Genomic DNA, 18,120 nt, shown 5'->3' on the forward strand with positions numbered 1-18,120 from the left:
GGGCTATACTGAAATGATTGTAGGGGAGACTTTTTTGCCGGTCGCGACGGTCCGTCAGGCACGGTTTCTTCCTTGTTTGTCGGTGCCCGGACTCCCCTGCGGGATCCCCATGGTGCCATCACCGTCCCGCACTGAAATCTATGCGCATTCACAACAGTCTGAGTCGCGAACTCGAGACATTCAAATCCATCGAGCCCGGCCACGTCCGCATGTACGTCTGCGGCATGACGATCTATGACCTCTGCCACATCGGCCATGCCCGCATGATGATGGCGTTCGACGTGGTCTATCGCTGGCTGCGTGCGAGTGGCTGGCGTGTCACCTACGTGCGCAACATCACCGACATCGACGACAAGATCATCCGCCGCGCGGTCGAGCGTGGCATCACGATCCGCCAGCTCACCGACGAGATGATCGATGCCATGCACCGCGACATCGGCGCGCTGGGCATCGAGCGGCCCACGCACGAGCCGCGCGCCACCGAGTACATCCCGCAGATGCTGTCGATGATCTCGACCCTCGAAAGCAAGGGGCTGGCCTATCGCAGCGGCAACGGCGACGTCAACTATGCGGTGCGTCGCTTCGAGGGCTACGGCAAGCTGTCGGGCAAGTCGCTCGACCAGTTGCGCGCCGGTGAGCGTGTCGCGGTGGCCGACGGCAAGGAAGACCCGCTCGATTTCGTCCTCTGGAAGTCGGCCAAGCCGCAGGAGCCGGACGACGCCAAGTACGACAGCCCGTACGGCCCGGGCCGCCCGGGTTGGCACATCGAGTGCTCGGCCATGAGTTGCGCCCTGCTGGGCGAGACCTTCGACATCCACGGTGGCGGCCTCGATCTGCAGTTTCCGCACCACGAGAACGAGATCGCGCAAAGCGAAGGCGCTCTGGGCCATTCCTGGGTGCCGACCTGGATGCACAACGGCTTTCTCAACGTCGACAACGAGAAGATGTCGAAGTCGCTGGGCAACTTCTTCACCATCCGCGATGTGCTGAAGAGTTACGACGGCGAGACGGTGCGCTTCTTCATGTTGCGCGTGCAGTACCGCAGCCCGTTCAATTTCAGCGATGCCGGCCTCGACGATGCGCGCAGCTCGCTGACGCGGCTCTACACGGCCCTCGATGGCGTTGCGGTCGACGATGCGAGCGAGATCGACTGGACCCATCCGGCCGCCGCCCGTTTCAAGGCCGCGATGGACGATGACTTCAACACCCCGATCGCGGTGTCGGTCCTGTTCGATCTGGCGGGTGAGGTCAACCGCAACAAGGACGCCGGCACGGCCGGCCTGCTCAAGCGGCTCGGCGCTGTGCTGGGCGTGTTGCAGCAGTCGCCGCGCACGTTCTTGCAAGGTGACACCGGCGGGCTCGACGAAGCGCACATCCAGCAGCAGATCGGCGAGCGGCAGGCGGCCAAGGCAGCGCGCAATTTTGCCGAGGCAGACCGCATCCGGCTTGCCTTGGCGGCCCAGGGCATCACGCTGAAAGACACGCCCCAAGGCACCACCTGGGTCAAGGCTTGACCGCTCCGATGAGCATGGATTCGGCGCCCTCGCTGGTCGCGCCCGGCTATTGGGACGACGCGTGCCGGCACCTCGTCAAGCGCGATCGGGTCATGAAGAACCTGATTCCGCGTTTTGGCGAGGCGCGACTGCAGAGTCGCGGCGACGCGTTCACGACCCTGGCGCGGTCGATCGTCGGCCAGCAGATCTCGGTCAAGTCGGCGCAGGCGGTGTGGGGGCGGTTCATCGCCCTCTCGGTCGATCCGACTGCGCCGCTGACGCCCGATTGGCTGCAGGGTCTGGCGATCGACTCGATGCGTGCGGCGGGCCTGTCGGCACGCAAGGTCGACTACCTGCGTGACCTGGCGAACCACTTCCTCGAGCGCAGTGTCCACGAGACCGATTGGCTGTCGATGGACGACGAGGCCATCATCGAAGAACTGGTCGCCATCCGGGGCATCGGCCGCTGGACGGCGGAGATGTTCCTGATCTTCCACCTGATGCGCCCCAACGTGCTGCCGCTCGACGACGTCGGGCTGATCAAGGGCATCAGCCTGAACTATTTCAGTGGCGAACCGGTGTCGCGTGCCGAGGCGCGCGAGGTCGGCGACGCCTGGGCGCCATTCAGGTCCGTCGCGACCTGGTACATCTGGCGCAGCCTCGATCCGTTGCCCGTCGAGTACTGATCTACACTTCGCGACGATTTCATGACGTCTTCCCTGGAGGACCCCAAGACATGAGCAAACGACATTTCCTCGAATTCGAGCAGCCCATCGCCGAGCTCGAAACCAAGATCGAGGAACTGCGCTACGTGCAGAACGAGTCGGCCGTCGACATCTCGGAAGAGATCGACCGCCTGTCCAAGAAGAGCCTGCGACTGGCGAAGGACATCTATTCGAGCCTGTCGCCCTGGCAGGTGACGCAGATCGCGCGTCACCCGCAGCGTCCGTACACGCTGGACTACGTCAACGAAGTGTTCACTGACTTCGAGGAGCTGCACGGCGATCGTTCGTTCGCCGATGACCTGTCGATCGTCGGCGGGCTGGCGCGGTTCAACGGCCAGGCCTGCATGGTGCTCGGTCACCAGAAGGGCCGCGACACCCGCGAGCGTGCCGCGCGCAACTTCGGCATGGCCCGGCCCGAGGGTTATCGCAAGGCCTTGCGTTTGATGCGCCTGGCCGAGAAGTTCGGCCTGCCGGTGTTCACCTTCGTCGACACGCCGGGCGCCTATCCGGGCATCGGCGCCGAGGAGCGTGGCCAGTCCGAGGCGATCGGCCGCAACATCTTCGAGATGGCGCAGCTCGAGGTGCCGATCATCACCACCATCATCGGCGAAGGCGGTTCGGGCGGCGCCCTGGCCATCAGCGTGGCCGATCAGGTGCTGATGCTGCAGTTCTCGGTCTATTCGGTGATCTCGCCCGAAGGCTGCGCATCGATCCTCTGGAAGACCTCCGAGCGAGCCAGCGACGCCGCGGAGGCCCTGGGCATCACCGCGCACCGGCTCAAGGCGCTCGGCCTGATCGACAAGATCGTCAGCGAGCCGGTCGGTGGCGCACATCGCGATCCCAAGCAGATGGCGGCGCAGCTCAAGCGCGCGCTCAACGATGCGCTGCGCCAGGTGGCCGATCTCAAGACCCGCGAGCTGCTCGATCATCGTTACGAGCGCCTGCGTGGTTACGGTCGATTCAGCGACACCAAGGCCTGACGGGCCTGTCCGGGCGCTGCGTGTCGGCCCTGTGACGATCATCGGAAACGGCTGCGCAAGCAGCCGTTCTCGTTTGCATGCTTGACGTCATCGCTGCGCTCCTCGGCGGCAAGACGCGCATCGCGGTGGCGTACAGCGGCGGGCGTGATTCCAGCGCGCTTCTGCATGCCACCGTCGCGTGTGCTGCGGCCAGGGTCGACGTTCATGCCCTCCATGTGCAGCATGGCCTGAGCGCGTTCGCGCCCGACTGGCTGGCTCACTGCGAACGCCGATGTCGGGCGTTGTCGTTGCAAGGCGCGCGGTTGTGGCTGCACACGCGTTCGCTGGCCTTGCAGCCCGCGCGTGGCGAGAGCATCGAAGCACTCGCCCGGCGCGAGCGCTATCGTGCGCTCGCGTCGATGGCTCGCGAGGCGGGCTGCGACACCGTGCTGCTGGCGCATCACCGTGACGATCAGGTCGAGACCTTCCTGCTGCAGGCGCTGCGTGGTGCCGGCGCGGCAGGCCTGTCGGCGATGCCTTCGATCGCTTGGCGCGAGGGCCTGACCTGGGCGCGGCCGTGGCTGGATCGGCCGCGGTCCGCGATCCAGTCGTATGTCGATGCGCATGCGCTCGAGTTCGTCGAGGATGACAGCAATGCCAGCCCGCGGCATGCCCGCAACCGGCTGCGTCTGACGGTGATGCCGGCCCTGCGCCAGGCCTTCGGCGACGCCGATGTCGCGCTGACGGCGGCGGTTCAGCACGCTCAGGATGCTCAAGCCTGCATGCAGGCACTCGCCGAGGCCGATCTGCAGGCCGTGAGTCGTGCCGATGGTCTCGCCATCGATCCGATGCTGGCGTTGGGGGCGCCTCGAGTCCGCAATCTCCTGCGCCACTGGCTGCGGCAGTCGGCCGGGCAGCCGCCGGCTGCGACGCTCCTGCGGCGGCTTGCCGACGAACTGCCGCACGCGCCGGACGGCGCGTGGCGGCATGCGGCGGGTGTCGTGGCCGCCTATCGGGGGCGGCTCAGCTGGCGCCGGGATGTCCTGCCCCCGATCGTGGCCGATCCGGATGCGAAGGGCTCGGGCACCTTGCCGCGATCGCCTGTCCCGATGGCGCTCGTGCCGGGCCCCAATGCGGTGCCGTCGTGGCGCGGCACGCTCTGGGTCGACGTCGTCGAGCGCGATGGCGCGGCCCTGGAGACGCTGGCGGGAGTGACCTTGCGCGAGCGCTGCGGTGGCGAGCGTTTCCAGTCGCATCCGGCGGGCGTGCCGCGGTCCTTGAAGAAGCAGTTCCAGGCCGCGGCACGGCCGAGTTGGGCGCGCCGCGGGCCGCTGGTCTACGTCGGTGAACAGCTGATCTACGTGCCGGGCCTGGGACTTGATGCGCGCTGCGTGGCGGCGATCGGCGTCACGCAGGCGCGTCTGCGCTGGCAGGCTGCTGACGCCGTCGAGGATGCGCCACCCGCTGCATGAATCCCCACGCCGCGGCGCACCGCTAAAATGCACGGTTCCCAGCCGCAGCCGTCCCGCTGCCCGATTACCTCAGCCTCGCCACACTGCAATGGCCTTGATCGTTCATAAATACGGCGGCACGTCGATGGGCTCGACCGAGCGCATCCGCAATGTCGCCAAGCGTGTCGCCAAGTGGGCACGCGCCGGCCACCAGATGGTGGTCGTGCCCTCCGCGATGAGCGGGGAAACCAACCGCCTGCTGGGCCTCGCCAAAGAGGTGTCGCCGGCCACGCACACCAGCGCGATGCTGCGTGAGCTCGACATGATCGCCTGCACCGGCGAGCAGGTTTCGGTGGGCTTGCTGTCACTGGCGCTGCAAGCCGAGGGCATGCAGGCCGTCAGCTATTCGGGCTGGCAGGTGCCGATCCGCACCGACAGTTCGCACACCAAGGCGCGCATCGAGAGCATCGACGACGCCCGCGTGCGTGCCGATCTGGCCGAGGGCAAGGTGGTGGTCATCACCGGCTTCCAGGGGGTCGACGAGGACAGCAATGTCACGACGCTCGGCCGTGGCGGTTCGGATACCTCCGCGGTTGCGGTCGCTGCGGCCATGAAGGCGGCCGAATGCCTGATCTACACCGATGTGGACGGCGTCTACACCACCGATCCGCGCGTGGTTCCCGAGGCGCGCCGCCTCAACACCGTGAGCTTCGAAGAGATGCTCGAGATGGCCAGCCTGGGCTCGAAGGTGTTGCAGATCCGCTCGGTCGAATTTGCCGGCAAGTACCGGGTGCCGCTGCGTGTGCTGTCGAGCTTCACGCCCTGGGATATCAACATCGATGAAGAGGCCAAGTCAGGCACGCTGATCACCTTCGAGGAAGACGAAAAAATGGAACAAGCCGTTGTCTCGGGCATTGCCTTCAACCGTGACGAAGCCAAGGTCACCGTCATCGGCGTGCCCGACAAGCCGGGCATCGCCTTCCAGATCCTGGGGCCGGTGGCCGATGCCAACATCGACGTCGACGTGATCCTGCAGAACGTCTCGCACGCGGGCAAGACCGACTTCTCGTTCACCGTGCACCGCAACGACTACGCCCGCACGCTCGATCTGCTCAAGAACCAGGTCGTGCCGGCGCTCGGCGCAGCCGACGTGGTGGGTGACCCGAAGATCTGCAAGGTCTCGATCGTGGGCATCGGCATGCGCTCGCATGCGGGCGTGGCCTGCAAGATGTTCCGCACGCTCAGCGAAGACGGCATCAACATCCAGATGATCACCACCAGCGAGATCAAGACTTCGGTCGTGATCGACGAGAAGTACATGGAGCTGGCGGTGCGTGCGTTGCACAAAGCTTTCGATCTCGATCAGATCGCTGGCTAAATAATCTGAAAACGGGCTATACTCTGCCCTCTTCGGAGACGTGACCGAGTGGCCGAAGGTGCTCCCCTGCTAAGGGAGTATGTGCCAAAAGCGCATCGAGGGTTCGAATCCCTCCGTCTCCGCCAAGTATCGAAAAAGCCTCTGACTCGTCAGAGGCTTTTTTCGTTCTGCATTCGACCATGCGCGATGCAGGTCGCGTGTGCCGAGTCTTCGTCTATCACGCCGGCGTTGGCGTGTTTCCATTCAACCTTGAACCAGGAGCCGCCATGACCGGACGCACCCTGTACGACAAGCTCTGGGACGAACACGTCGTCCACACCGAAGAGGACGGCACCGCCGTGCTCTACATCGATCGCCATCTGGTGCACGAAGTGACCAGCCCGCAGGCCTTCGAAGGTCTGCGTCTGGCCGGGCGCAAGGTCTGGCGTGTCAGTTCGATCGTCGCCACCGCCGATCACAACACGCCCACCACCGGCTGGGAGCAGGGCTACGACGGCATCGCCGATCCGATCAGCAAGCTGCAGATCACCACGCTCGACAGCAACATCGCGGCGGTCGGCGCGGCGGCCTACTTTCCGTTCATGGACAAGCGCCAGGGCATCGTGCACGTCATCGGCCCGGAGCAGGGCGCCACGCTGCCGGGCATGACGGTCGTCTGCGGCGACAGCCACACCAGCACGCACGGCGCGTTCGGTGCGCTGGCGCACGGCATCGGCACCAGCGAGGTCGAGCACGTGATGGCCACCCAGACGTTGCTGGCCAAGAAGGCCAGGAACATGCTGGTCAAGGTGGAGGGTGTCGTGCCCAAGGGTTGCGGCGCCAAGGACATCGCGCTGGCCATCATCGGCCGCATCGGCACCGCGGGCGGCACCGGCTACACGATCGAGTTCGGCGGCAGCGCGATTCGCGCGCTGAGCATGGAAGGCCGCATGACGGTCTGCAACATGGCGATCGAGGGCGGCGCGCGCGCCGGCATGGTCGCGGTCGACGAGACCACGATCAACTACGTCAAGGGCCGGCCGTTCGCGCCCAAGGGCGTCGAGTTCGACCAGGCCGCGATCCACTGGCGCACGCTGCGCTCGGATGCCGACGCGAAGTTCGACGCGGTGGTCGAGATCGACGCCGCGCAGATCCGCCCCCAGGTGACCTGGGGCACGTCGCCCGAGATGGTGCTGTCGATCGAGGACCGCGTGCCCGATCCCGACAAGGAAAAGGACGATGTCAAGCGCGGCTCGATCGAGCGCGCGCTGGCCTACATGGGCCTGGAGCCGAACAAGGCGATCTCCGATGTGCGCATCGACAAGGTCTTCATCGGCTCGTGCACCAACAGCCGCATCGAGGACATGCGCGAAGCCGCTGCCGTGGTGCGCCGCATCGGCGGGCGCGTGGCGAGCAATGTCAAGCTGGCGCTGGTGGTGCCGGGCTCGGGCCTGGTGAAGGCGCAGGCCGAGGCCGAGGGGCTGCACGAGGTGTTCAAGGCGGCCGGTTTCGAGTGGCGCGAGCCGGGCTGCTCGATGTGCCTGGCGATGAACGCCGACCGCCTGGAGCCGGGCGAGCGCTGCGCTTCCACCAGCAACCGCAACTTCGAGGGTCGCCAGGGTGCCGGTGGCCGAACCCACCTGGTCAGCCCGGCGATGGCTGCGGCTGCGGCCATGAACGGCCACTTCGTCGACGTGCGTCGCATCGCGTAAGGAGTCAACAGCATGCAAGCCTTCACCGTGCACAAGGGCCTGGTGGCCCCGATGGATCGCGCCAATGTCGACACCGACGCGATCATCCCGAAGCAGTTTCTCAAGTCGATCCAGCGTTCCGGCTTCGGCCCGAACCTGTTCGACGAATGGCGCTACCTCGACAAGGGCGAGCCCGGCCAGGAGTCGGTGGTGCGCAAGCCCAACCCCGATTTCGTGCTGAACCAGCCGCGTTACCAGGGCGCCTCGATCCTGCTGACGCGCGAGAACTTCGGCTGCGGTTCGAGCCGTGAACACGCGCCGTGGGCGCTCGGTCAATACGGCTTCCGGGTGCTGATCGCGCCGAGCTTTGCCGACATCTTCTTCAACAACTGCTTCAAGAACGGCATCCTGCCGATCGTGCTGCCCGAGAGCGTGGTCGCGCGCCTGTTCGACGAGGTGCATGGTTTCGTCGGCTATCAGCTGACGATCGACCTGCCGCGCCAGGTGGTGATCAAGGCCGACGGCACCGAGCTGCCGTTCGAGGTGCAGGCGTTCCGCAAGTACTGCCTCGTCAACGGCTTCGACGACATCGGTCTGACGCTGCGCCACGCCGACAAGATCAAGGCCTTCGAGGCCGAGCGCCTGGCCAAGATGCCGTGGCTGGGCCAGCGCCTGCTCTGAGCGCCGCGTCACCACTACAAGGAAACACAGACATGAAGATCGCAATCCTGCCGGGTGACGGCATCGGCACCGAAATCGTCGCCGAGGCCGTCAAGGTCCTGAACGTGCTCGACCTGCCGTTCGAGATGGAAACGGCGCTGGTCGGCGGCGCAGCCTACGAGGCGCACGGCCACCCGCTGCCCGATTCGACGCTCAACCTGGCCAAGGCCGCCGACGCGGTGCTGTTCGGCGCCGTGGGTGACTGGAAGTACGACAAGCTCGAGCGCTCGCTGCGCCCCGAGCAGGCCATCCTGGGCCTTCGCAAGAACCTCGGGCTGTTCGCGAACTTCCGTCCGGCGATCTGCTACGAGCAGCTCACGCACGCGTCGAGCCTGAAGCCCGAACTGGTGGCGGGGCTCGACATCCTGATCATCCGCGAGCTGACCGGCGACATCTACTTCGGCCAGCCGCGCGGGCGCCGCATCGCGGTCGACGGGCACTTTCCGGGTGCCGAAGAAGCGTTCGACACCATGCGCTACAGCCGCCCCGAGATCGAGCGCATCGCGCACGTGGCGTTCAAGGCCGCGCGCCTGCGCGACAAGCGTGTCACCAGTGTCGACAAGGCCAATGTGCTGGAGACCTTCCAGCTCTGGAAGGACGTGGTCACCGAGGTCGGCAAGGAGTACCCGGACGTGGCGCTCGACCACATGTACGTCGACAACGCCGCGATGCAACTGGTCAAGGCGCCCAAGAAGTTCGACGTGATGGTGACGGGCAACATGTTCGGCGACATCCTGTCCGACGCGGCGGCGATGCTGACCGGCTCGATCGGCATGCTGCCGTCGGCGTCGCTGAACGCGAACAACCAGGGCCTTTACGAGCCCAGCCACGGCAGTGCGCCCGACATCGCCGGTCAGGGTATTGCAAACCCGTTGGCTACAATCCTGTCCGCTGCCATGATGCTCCGCTACTCCCTCAACCAAGCACAAGCCGCCGACCGGATCGAATCTGCGGTGAGCGCGGTGCTGTCTGCGGGTTACCGCACGGTCGACATCGCATCCGAGGGCACGACGCGGGTGGGCACGCGCGAGATGGGCGACGCCGTCGTGGCGGCGCTCACTGGCGCCACCATGACCAAAACGATTACCAAGAGCTGATCGCTCGGTTTCGTCTCGCCCCCACACCTGGACCCCGGCGAAGCGAGCCGGGGGATTCAGGGGTCCGGGACAACGCTCAACAAGGAATCACGGAAATGGCACTCGTAGGTTTGGTCGGCTGGCGCGGCATGGTCGGCTCGGTCCTGATGGATCGCATGCAGGCTGAAGATGACTTCGCGCACTTCGAGCCTCTGTTCTTCTCGACCTCGAACTCGGGCGGCAAGGCTCCGGCGCAGGCGAAGAACGAGACCACGCTGCAGGACGCGTACGACATCGACGCGCTCAAGCGCTGCGACATCATCGTCACCGCTCAGGGTGGCGACTACACCTCGGCGGTGTTCGGCAAGCTGCGTGCGGCGGGCTGGAACGGCCACTGGATCGATGCGGCGTCGACGCTGCGCATGGAGTCCGACGCGGTCATCATCCTCGACCCGGTCAACTCGCCGGTGATCAAGGATGCGCTGGCCAAGGGCGGGCGCAACTGGGTCGGTGGCAACTGCACCGTCAGCTGCATGCTGATGGGCGTGGGCGCGCTCTACAAGGCCGGCCTGGTCGAGTGGATGAGCACCCAGACCTACCAGGCGGCCAGCGGCGGCGGTGCCCAGCACATGCGCGAACTGCTGACGCAGTACGGCACGCTCAACGCCTCGGTGCGCGCACTGCTCGACGACCCGAAGAGCGCCATCCTCGAGATCGACCGCCAGGTCATCGCCACCCAGCGCGGCCTGACGGCCGAGCAGACCGCCAACTTCGGCGTGCCGCTGGGCGGTTCGCTGATCCCCTGGATCGACAAGGACCTGGGCAACGGCCAATCCAAGGAAGAGTGGAAGGGCATGGCCGAGACCAACAAGATCCTCGGCCTGGGCGAGGGCTTCGGCTCGGCGGCCATCCCGGTCGACGGTTTCTGCGTGCGCGTCGGTGCGATGCGCTGCCACAGCCAGGCGCTGACCTTCAAGCTCAAGAAGGACGTGCCGGTGGCAGACATCGAGGCCATGATCGCCGCCGACAACGAGTGGGTGAAGGTGGTTCCCAATACCCGCGAAGCGACGATCAAGGACCTGACGCCGGTGGCCGTCACCGGCACGATGACGATTCCGGTCGGTCGCATCCGCAAGCTGGCGATGGGCCCTGAATACGTCGGCGCCTTCACCATCGGCGATCAGCTGCTGTGGGGCGCTGCGGAGCCGCTGCGGCGCATGTTGCGCATCCTGCTGGCCGCCTGAGTCGGCTTGATTGATCGACAGGACGGGCTTGGCGGTCGTTGTCCCTCGACAACGACCGTCACGACATCATGCGCATGGGGACTGATCGCCGCAAACATCAGCCACTGCATGAGCTTGTCTTTGTATCTTCTTGATGTTATTGTGATTTCAGGAAATTTGAGTCGGCTGTGTGATGATCGCCAACAGGCTCGTTCCTGCACTTAACTGAACTGTTTGCTCGACCTGACTGAGATGGCTTGGGGGTATTGTTCGAGCCATTGCATGGGAGACGCCTTGAAAACCGATATGACGCGTACGGGGCGTTTGGCTCTGAAGCAAGTGGCAGCTGCGGTTGCCGTGACGGCTGCGATTTGCGCCGCGCCCTCTGCCTGGGCCCTGAGCCTGGGCCGACTGACGGTGCAGTCTGCGCTGGGAGAGGGTCTGCGTGCAGAGATCGATGTCACCAGCCTGACGCCCGACGAGGCATCGAACCTGCGTGTTCGTGTCGCGCCGCCTGATTCGTATCGAATCGCGGGTGTCGACTACAACCCCGTCCTGCCGGCCACCAGCGTCACGCTGCAGCGTCGCGCCGACGGCACGCCGTTCCTGCGGATCTCCAGCGACCAGTCGGTGCAGGAACCGTTCGTCGACGTGATCCTCGAGATTTCGTGGTCCAGCGGTCGGCTGTTGCGCGAGTACACGCTCCTGTTCGATCCGCCGGCAACCGCACGCGCGCCGTCTGCGCCCGCGCCGGCCATCGCCGCTGCGCCGGCTCCGGCACCGACCCGAGTCGAGCCGCCGGTTCAGGTGCCGGCTCCGGTTGCTGCGGCACCGACACCCGCGCCCACCGCACCGGCGCCTGCGCTGTCGCCGGCGCCTGTCGCCCCGGCCCGGGGCGAGCTCGCGTTGCGCAAGCCGGCTGCCGAGCCCGATGCATCGGCGTCGTCCCCGCCGACCGAATACCGCGTCAAGCGTGGCGACACGCTGACGTCCATCTCGTCGAAGCTGCAGTCCGGTGGCGCGTCGCTCGATCAGGCGCTGGTGGGCCTGTTCCGTGGCAATCCGCAGGCCTTCACGGGTGACAACATGAACCGCCTGAAGGCGGGTGTCGTGTTGAACGTGCCGTCGTCGGAGCAGATGACCGCGATCGATGCCCAGGAGGCGCGCCAGATCATCCAGGCCCAGAGTGCCGATTTCAATGCCTATCGGCAGCGTCTCGCCTCATCGGTTCCCGAGCCCAAGGACGACACCGCACCCGCCCGCCAGGCGACCGGCACGGTCCGGGCCGAGGTGCAGGACAACAAGCAGTCCCAGAGCCAGACCCAGGATCGCCTGCGTCTCGACAAGGGCAAGCCGGCCACCGGCGCGGTGGTTGCAAGCGCCGAAGATGCGATCGCCAAGGAGCGCGCCGCCAAGGAAGCCGCCGCTCGTGCCACCGAGATCCAGCGCAACGTCGAAGAGCTGAAGAAGCTCCAGGCCGCGTCGGAAGCACAGATGGCTCGCAAGCCTGCTGCTGCGGTCGCCGCCTCGTCACCTTTGCCCGCGTTGAGCGTCGGTGCCGCGCCTGAGCCCGCGCCGGTGGCGGCGTCGGCCGCTTCGGCGCCGCCTGCCGTTGTCGTCGCTGCTGCGGAGCCCGCGGCATCACAGGCTTCTGCGCCTGAAGCGGCAGCCGCTGCAAGCGATGCGGCCAGCCCGGCCGCGATGGCGGTAGCGCCTGCTGCCTCGGTCATGCCGTCCGCACCGGCGCCCGAGCAGGCTGCCGACGACCAGCCGTCGCTGATCGACTCGTTGTCCGAAAACCCGTGGGTTCTGCCGGGGGCCGGTCTGGTCCTCGCGCTGCTGGCGGGTCTGGGCTATTACCGTCTGCGCGGCAAGGGCAAGGAAGACGCCGGTGTGACGTCCTTCCTTGAAAGCCGTCTGCAGCCGGATTCGTTCTTCGGTGCCAGCGGTGGTCAGCGCATCGACACCCGTGATGCATCGGGCGCGCCGTCGTCGATGAGCTATTCGCTCAGCCAGATCGATGCGATCGGCGACGTCGATCCGGTCGCCGAGGCGGATGTCTATCTCGCCTATGGCCGCGATCTGCAAGCCGAGGAAATCCTCAAGGAGGCGATGCGCGCCAATCCCGAGCGCCTGGCCATCCGCACCAAGTTGCTCGAGGTCTACGCCAAGCGCCGCGACACCAAGGGCTACGAACTGCTCGCCGGCGAGCTCTACGGACTGACCGGTGGCCAAGGTGAAGACTGGGTTCGTGCGCAAGAGCTGGGCCGTTCGATCGACCCTGAGAATCCGCTCTACGAACCCGGTGGCCAGCCCGGCTCCGGAAGCTCGGCCGACGTCGGCAGCGAGATGCTCGGCGCGAGCACGATGCCTCAGTCGATCGTGCCGTCTCCGTCGCGTTTCGAGCACAGCGTGCCCGATCTCGATCTGACCGGTGACATTCCCTCGGGCTCGTCTGCGGATGTCGACCTCGACATCTCGATGCCTGCCCGGATGGACGAAGCAGCGCCTTCGGTGCCCAGTGCCTTCAGCAGCGCACCGGCCGGTTTCGATGCTGCGCCGTCGGTGCCGGGCAGCAATCTCGATTCCGGCACGCACAGCCTGGACTTCGACCTGCACGATCTGCCTCAGTTCGATGCGCCGGCTGCAGCCCCGAGTTCGCGTCCGTCCTCGATCGATCTGGCCGACATCTCGCTCGACCTGGATGCCGCGCCCAGCGTGCCTGCCAATCTGGCATCAACCGACACCATGTCGGCCTTCGATGTGGGCGAGGACGACGGTTCGGATCCGCTGGCACGCAAGCTCGAGCTGGCTGAAGAGTTCAACCAGATCGGTGACTACGAAGGTGCACGGGATCTGCTGCAGGAGGTCATCGAGAACGCCGACGGCGCACTCAAGGCCAAGGCGCAGGCCATGCTCGACGGTCTCGCTTGAGCGCGCTCGTGATTGAACGGGGGCGACGGCCTTGCGTCTGGCGCTGGGCCTGAGCTACCGCGGATCGGCCTACAGGGGCTGGCAGAGCCAGACCAACGGGGCGACCGTCCAGGATGTGCTCGAAGCGGCCTTGTGCCGCTTTGCCGCCACGCCGATCCGCGTCAGCTGCGCCGGGCGCACCGATGCGGGGGTTCACGCGCTCAATCAGGTCGTCCACCTCGATACCGATCGCGACCGCGAGCCCTTTTCGTGGGTCCGTGGCACCAACACCTACCTGCCGCCGGACGTGGCGGTCCAGTGGTGTCGGCCTGTGCCCGATGCCTTCCATGCCCGCAATGCGGCGCGAGCCCGGCGCTATGCCTATGTGCTGCTCGAGTCGCCGGTGCGTCCGGCGATGGAGGCCGGGCAGGTCGGCTGGATCTTCCGCCCGCTGGATCAGGCGCGCATGGAGGCCTCTGCGGCCTTGCTGATCGGCGAGCACGACTTCTCGGCTTTCCGGTCGGCCGATTGCCAGGCGCTGTCGCCGGTCAAGCAGATGCGCACCATCCGGATCGGCCGGCATGGCCCGTACTGGCGCTTCGATTTCGAGGCTTCCGCGTTCCTGCACCACATGATCCGCAACCTGATGGGGTGCCTGATCGCGGTCGGCACCGGTGCACGCGATCCGGCCTGGCTCGCCGGGGTTCTGGCGTCGCGTGACCGCCGGCTGGCGGCGCCGACCTTTTCTCCCGACGGGCTGTATTTTCTGGGCCCGCGCTACGATGCCGAGCTTGTTCTGCCCGAGCACACACCCGCTTTCGACTGGCTGCCGGGGGCCTGAGGCTTGTTGTCATGATTCTTTCGCCTGCCCGAACACGCATCAAGATCTGCGGCCTGACGCGGCCCGGTGACGTGGATGTGGCCGTGGCTGCCGGCGCCGATGCGATCGGTCTGGTCTTCTATCCACGCAGCCCGCGCCATGTCAGCCTGGCCCTGGCGAGCGATCTGGCTCGGCGCCTGCCACCCTTCGTGACCCCGGTCGGATTGTTCGTGAATGCGTCGCCGGAAGACGTCGAACGGGCCTGCGAGCAGATCCCGAACCTGCTGCTGCAGTTTCACGGTGACGAAACACCGGCGCAGTGCGAGGCCTCGGGCCGACCGTATCTGCGTGCTGCGCGCATGGATCCGGGTTTCGACTTGTTAAACTTCGCACGCTCCTACACCAGCGCCCAGGCCATCCTGCTCGACGCCCATGTCGAGGGTTATGGCGGCGGCGGAAAGGTCTTCGATTGGTCGCTCATTCCCTCAGACGTGCCCCGTCCGGTCGTTTTGTCTGGTGGGTTGAATCCTGCAAACGTGACCGATGGAGTGCTTCGCGTCCGGCCGTGGGCCGTTGATGTGAGTTCTGGCGTCGAGTCGGCCAAGGGCATCAAGGATGCCGTGCTGATGCGCCAGTTTTGCGAAGCCGTCCGTGATGCTGATGCGCGTTCGATCGACGCCAGCAGCGGATATTGAGCCGAGAGACAGATCCGATGTTCGATTACCAGCAACCCGATGCCCGCGGGCATTTCGGGATCTACGGCGGCAGCTTTGTCGCCGAAACCCTGAGCCACGCGCTCGACGAACTGAATGCGGCCTACGAGCGTTACCGCCACGACCCCGAGTTCATCGCCGAATTCCGCAACGAACTGGCGCATTTCGTCGGCCGCCCGAGCCCGGTCTATCACGCCGCACGCATGAGCCGTGAAGTGGGCGGCGCGCAGATCTACCTCAAGCGCGAGGATCTCAACCACACCGGCGCGCACAAGATCAACAACACCATCGGCCAGGCGCTGCTCGCCCGGCGCATGGGCAAGCCGCGCGTGATCGCCGAGACCGGTGCCGGCCAGCATGGCGTGGCCACCGCCACCATCTGCGCGCGCTACGGCATGGAATGCGTGGTCTACATGGGCAGCGAGGACGTCAAGCGCCAGAGCCCCAACGTCTACCGCATGAACCTGCTGGGCGCGCGCGTGGTGCCGGTCGAGTCGGGCAGCAAGACGCTCAAGGATGCGCTCAACGAGGCGATGCGCGACTGGGTCACCAACGTCGAGAACACCTTCTACATCATCGGCACGGTGGCGGGGCCGCACCCGTATCCGGCGATGGTGCGCGACTTCCAGCGCGTGATCGGCGACGAATGCCTGGTGCAGATGCCCGCCCTCGCGGGCCGTCAACCCGATGCGGTGGTGGCCTGTGTCGGTGGCGGCAGCAACGCGATGGGCATCTTCTATCCCTACATCCCGCATGAAGGCGTGCGCCTGATCGGTGTCGAGGCGGCGGGCGAGGGCATGGAAAGCGGCAAGCATTCGGCCTCCTTGCAACGCGGCTCCCCCGGCGTGCTGCACGGCAACCGCACCTATGTGCTGCAGGACGCCAACGGCCAGATCACCGAGACGCACTCGGTGTCGGCCGGTCTCGACTACCCCGGCGTCGGCCCCGAGCACGCCTACCTGAAGGACATCGGCCGTGCCGAATACGTCGGCATCACCGATGCCGAGGCGCTGCAGGCCTTCCATTACCTGTGCCGCGCCGAGGGCATCATCCCGGCACTCGAATCCAGCCACGCGGTTGCCTACGCGATGAAACTGGCCAAGACCATGCGCCCGGACCAGCACGTCCTCGTCAATCTGTCGGGCCGTGGCGACAAGGACATCGGCACGGTGGCCGACCTGTCGGGCGCCGATTTCTACTGCCGGCCGTCGTGCCGCGGCCAGAGCGTGAAGGGCGGCGATCCGTCCGTGGTCGAGATCCAGCGCAAGGCCGGGGGTGTGCAATGAGCCGCATCGCCGCCACCTTCGCGCGCCTGGCCGGGCAGGGCCGCAAGGCGCTGATTCCGTATGTGACTGCCGGCGATCCGTTTGCCGACATCACGGTCGATCTGATGCACGCCATGGCCAAGGCGGGTGCCGACGTGATCGAACTGGGCGTGCCGTTTTCGGATCCGATGGCCGATGGCCCGGTGATCCAGCGCGCCAGTGAACGCGCACTCTCGCGCAACATCTCCACCGCCGACGTGCTGGCGATGGTGGCGCGGTTCCGCGAAACCGACGACACCACGCCGGTGGTGCTGATGGGCTACGCCAACCCGGTCGAGCGTTACGGCCCGGATCGGTTCGTCGACGATGCGCGTGCGGCCGGTGTCGACGGCGTGCTGGTGGTCGACTACCCGCCGCAGGAGTGCGAGGCGTTCGCCGATCGCCTGCGTGCGGCCGATCTCGACCCGATCTTCCTGCTGGCGCCGACCTCGACCGATGCCCGCATGGCCGACGTCGGCCGCATCGCCACCGGCTACGTGTACTACGTGTCGCTCAAGGGCGTGACCGGCTCGGGCAACCTCGACACCGACGCGGTGGCCCGCATGATCCCGCGCATCCGCAGCCATGTGAGCGTGCCGGTCGGCGTGGGATTCGGCATCCGCGACGCGGCGACGGCCGTGGCGGTGGCCCGGGTATCGGACGCCGTGGTGATCGGTTCCCGTATCATTCAACTGATCGAAAACGAGCCGCGTGAGCGGGTGGTACCGGTGGCTGCCGGTTTCATCGCCGAAATTCGCACGGCCCTCGACACCCTGCAAGGAACACACGCATGAGTTGGCTCGACAAGCTGCTGCCGCCCAAGATCCAGCACACCAATCCGACCGACCGCCGCACGGTGCCGGAAGGGCTGTGGGTCAAATGCCCGTCCTGCGAGACGGTGCTCTACAAGACCGACCTAGAGCAGAACGTCAACGTCTGCCCCAAGTGCACGCACCATCACCGCATCGACGCGCGTGCGCGACTCGATTCCTTCCTGGATCAGGAAGGGCGCTACGAGATCGGCCAGGAAGTGGTGCCGGTCGACGCGCTCAAGTTCAAGGACAGCAAGAAGTACTCCGAGCGCATCAAGGAGGCCATGGAAGCCACCGGCGAGACCGATGCGCTGGTCGTGATGGGCGGCTCGGTGATGAGCATCCCGCTGGTCGTGGCCGCCTTCGAGTTCGAGTTCATGGGCGGCTCGATGGGCTCGGTGGTCGGCGAGCGCTTCGTGCGCGGCGTCGAGGCGGCGATCGAGCAGAAGGTGCCGTTCGTCTGCTTCACCGCCACCGGTGGCGCACGCATGCAGGAGGGCCTGCTGTCGCTGATGCAGATGGCCAAGACCAACGCCTCGCTGACCCGCCTGGCCAAAGCCAAGCTGCCCTACATCAGCGTGCTGACCGATCCGACGATGGGTGGCGTGTCGGCCGGTTTTGCCTTCGTGGGTGATGTGGTGATCGCCGAGCCCAAGGCGCTGATCGGCTTTGCCGGCCCGCGCGTGATCGAGAACACCGTGCGCGAGAAGCTGCCCGAAGGCTTCCAGCGTTCGGAGTTCCTGCTCGAGAAGGGCGCGCTCGACATGATCGTCGACCGCCGTCAGCTGCGTTCGACCATCGCCCGCACGCTGGCCATGCTGCAGCGCCAGAGCGCCGACGCCGTCGCCTGAGATCGCTCGACT

General features: G+C 66.2%; 15 protein-coding genes and 1 tRNA gene. All 16 read left to right on the forward strand.

Features of this window, described 5'->3' with window-relative positions; translation table 11 throughout:
* Positions 1-140: 140 nt before the first annotated feature.
* Positions 141-1,514: a cysteine--tRNA ligase gene (cysS, locus tag LCHO_RS08325; protein WP_012346698.1), complete on the forward strand. Its 1,374-nt coding sequence runs from the start codon at positions 141-143 to the stop codon at positions 1,512-1,514.
* Positions 1,515-1,528: 14 nt separating this feature from the next.
* Positions 1,529-2,179 carry a DNA-3-methyladenine glycosylase family protein gene (locus LCHO_RS08330; RefSeq protein ID WP_012346699.1) on the forward strand — a complete coding sequence of 217 codons (651 nt, stop codon included), beginning with the start codon at positions 1,529-1,531 and terminating at the stop codon, positions 2,177-2,179.
* A 50-nt stretch (positions 2,180-2,229) separates the two neighbouring features.
* The gene (locus LCHO_RS08335; protein WP_012346700.1) at positions 2,230-3,198 is read left to right on the forward strand and encodes an acetyl-CoA carboxylase carboxyltransferase subunit alpha; all 969 of its coding nucleotides are present in this window, start codon (positions 2,230-2,232) and stop codon (positions 3,196-3,198) included.
* A 77-nt stretch (positions 3,199-3,275) separates the two neighbouring features.
* The gene (gene tilS / locus LCHO_RS08340; RefSeq protein WP_012346701.1) at positions 3,276-4,649 is read left to right on the forward strand and encodes a tRNA lysidine(34) synthetase TilS; all 1,374 of its coding nucleotides are present in this window, start codon (positions 3,276-3,278) and stop codon (positions 4,647-4,649) included.
* Positions 4,650-4,737: 88 nt separating this feature from the next.
* The gene (locus LCHO_RS08345; protein ID WP_012346702.1) at positions 4,738-6,006 is read left to right on the forward strand and encodes an aspartate kinase; all 1,269 of its coding nucleotides are present in this window, start codon (positions 4,738-4,740) and stop codon (positions 6,004-6,006) included.
* Positions 6,007-6,040: 34 nt separating this feature from the next.
* A tRNA-Ser gene (locus tag LCHO_RS08350) sits at positions 6,041-6,131 on the forward strand.
* A gap of 141 nt (positions 6,132-6,272) precedes the next feature.
* On the forward strand, positions 6,273-7,697 hold the full coding sequence (leuC, locus tag LCHO_RS08355) for a 3-isopropylmalate dehydratase large subunit (protein WP_012346703.1): 1,425 nt from the start codon (positions 6,273-6,275) through the stop codon (positions 7,695-7,697).
* 12 nt (positions 7,698-7,709) lie between these two features.
* The gene (gene leuD, locus LCHO_RS08360; protein ID WP_012346704.1) at positions 7,710-8,357 is read left to right on the forward strand and encodes a 3-isopropylmalate dehydratase small subunit; all 648 of its coding nucleotides are present in this window, start codon (positions 7,710-7,712) and stop codon (positions 8,355-8,357) included.
* Positions 8,358-8,389: 32 nt separating this feature from the next.
* The gene (gene leuB, locus LCHO_RS08365) at positions 8,390-9,493 is read left to right on the forward strand and encodes a 3-isopropylmalate dehydrogenase (RefSeq protein WP_012346705.1); all 1,104 of its coding nucleotides are present in this window, start codon (positions 8,390-8,392) and stop codon (positions 9,491-9,493) included.
* A 95-nt stretch (positions 9,494-9,588) separates the two neighbouring features.
* The gene (asd, locus tag LCHO_RS08370) at positions 9,589-10,716 is read left to right on the forward strand and encodes an aspartate-semialdehyde dehydrogenase (RefSeq protein ID WP_012346706.1); all 1,128 of its coding nucleotides are present in this window, start codon (positions 9,589-9,591) and stop codon (positions 10,714-10,716) included.
* 336 nt (positions 10,717-11,052) lie between these two features.
* Positions 11,053-13,629 carry a motility hub landmark protein FimV gene (locus LCHO_RS08375; RefSeq protein WP_223210521.1) on the forward strand — a complete coding sequence of 859 codons (2,577 nt, stop codon included), beginning with the start codon at positions 11,053-11,055 and terminating at the stop codon, positions 13,627-13,629.
* A 31-nt stretch (positions 13,630-13,660) separates the two neighbouring features.
* Positions 13,661-14,449 (forward strand): tRNA pseudouridine(38-40) synthase TruA, encoded by a 789-nt coding sequence (truA, locus tag LCHO_RS08380; protein WP_012346708.1) that lies wholly within the window; start codon positions 13,661-13,663, stop codon positions 14,447-14,449.
* Between the two features lie 11 nt (positions 14,450-14,460).
* Positions 14,461-15,123, forward strand: a complete 663-nt coding sequence (locus LCHO_RS08385; protein ID WP_012346709.1) for a phosphoribosylanthranilate isomerase — start codon at positions 14,461-14,463, stop codon at positions 15,121-15,123.
* Positions 15,124-15,140: 17 nt separating this feature from the next.
* A complete protein-coding gene (gene trpB, locus LCHO_RS08390; protein ID WP_012346710.1) occupies positions 15,141-16,427 on the forward strand; it encodes a tryptophan synthase subunit beta in 1,287 nt (428 codons plus the stop codon).
* A complete protein-coding gene (gene trpA, locus LCHO_RS08395) occupies positions 16,424-17,239 on the forward strand; it encodes a tryptophan synthase subunit alpha (protein WP_012346711.1) in 816 nt (271 codons plus the stop codon). Before trpB ends, trpA begins: the two co-directional genes overlap by 4 nt.
* Positions 17,236-18,108 (forward strand): acetyl-CoA carboxylase, carboxyltransferase subunit beta, encoded by an 873-nt coding sequence (gene accD / locus LCHO_RS08400; protein ID WP_012346712.1) that lies wholly within the window; start codon positions 17,236-17,238, stop codon positions 18,106-18,108. The genes trpA and accD overlap by 4 nt, the downstream gene beginning before the upstream one ends.
* The last annotated feature ends 12 nt before the right edge of the window (positions 18,109-18,120 follow it).

It is taken from the genome of Leptothrix cholodnii SP-6, assembly GCF_000019785.1.
Taxonomy (GTDB): domain Bacteria; phylum Pseudomonadota; class Gammaproteobacteria; order Burkholderiales; family Burkholderiaceae_C; genus Sphaerotilus; species Sphaerotilus cholodnii.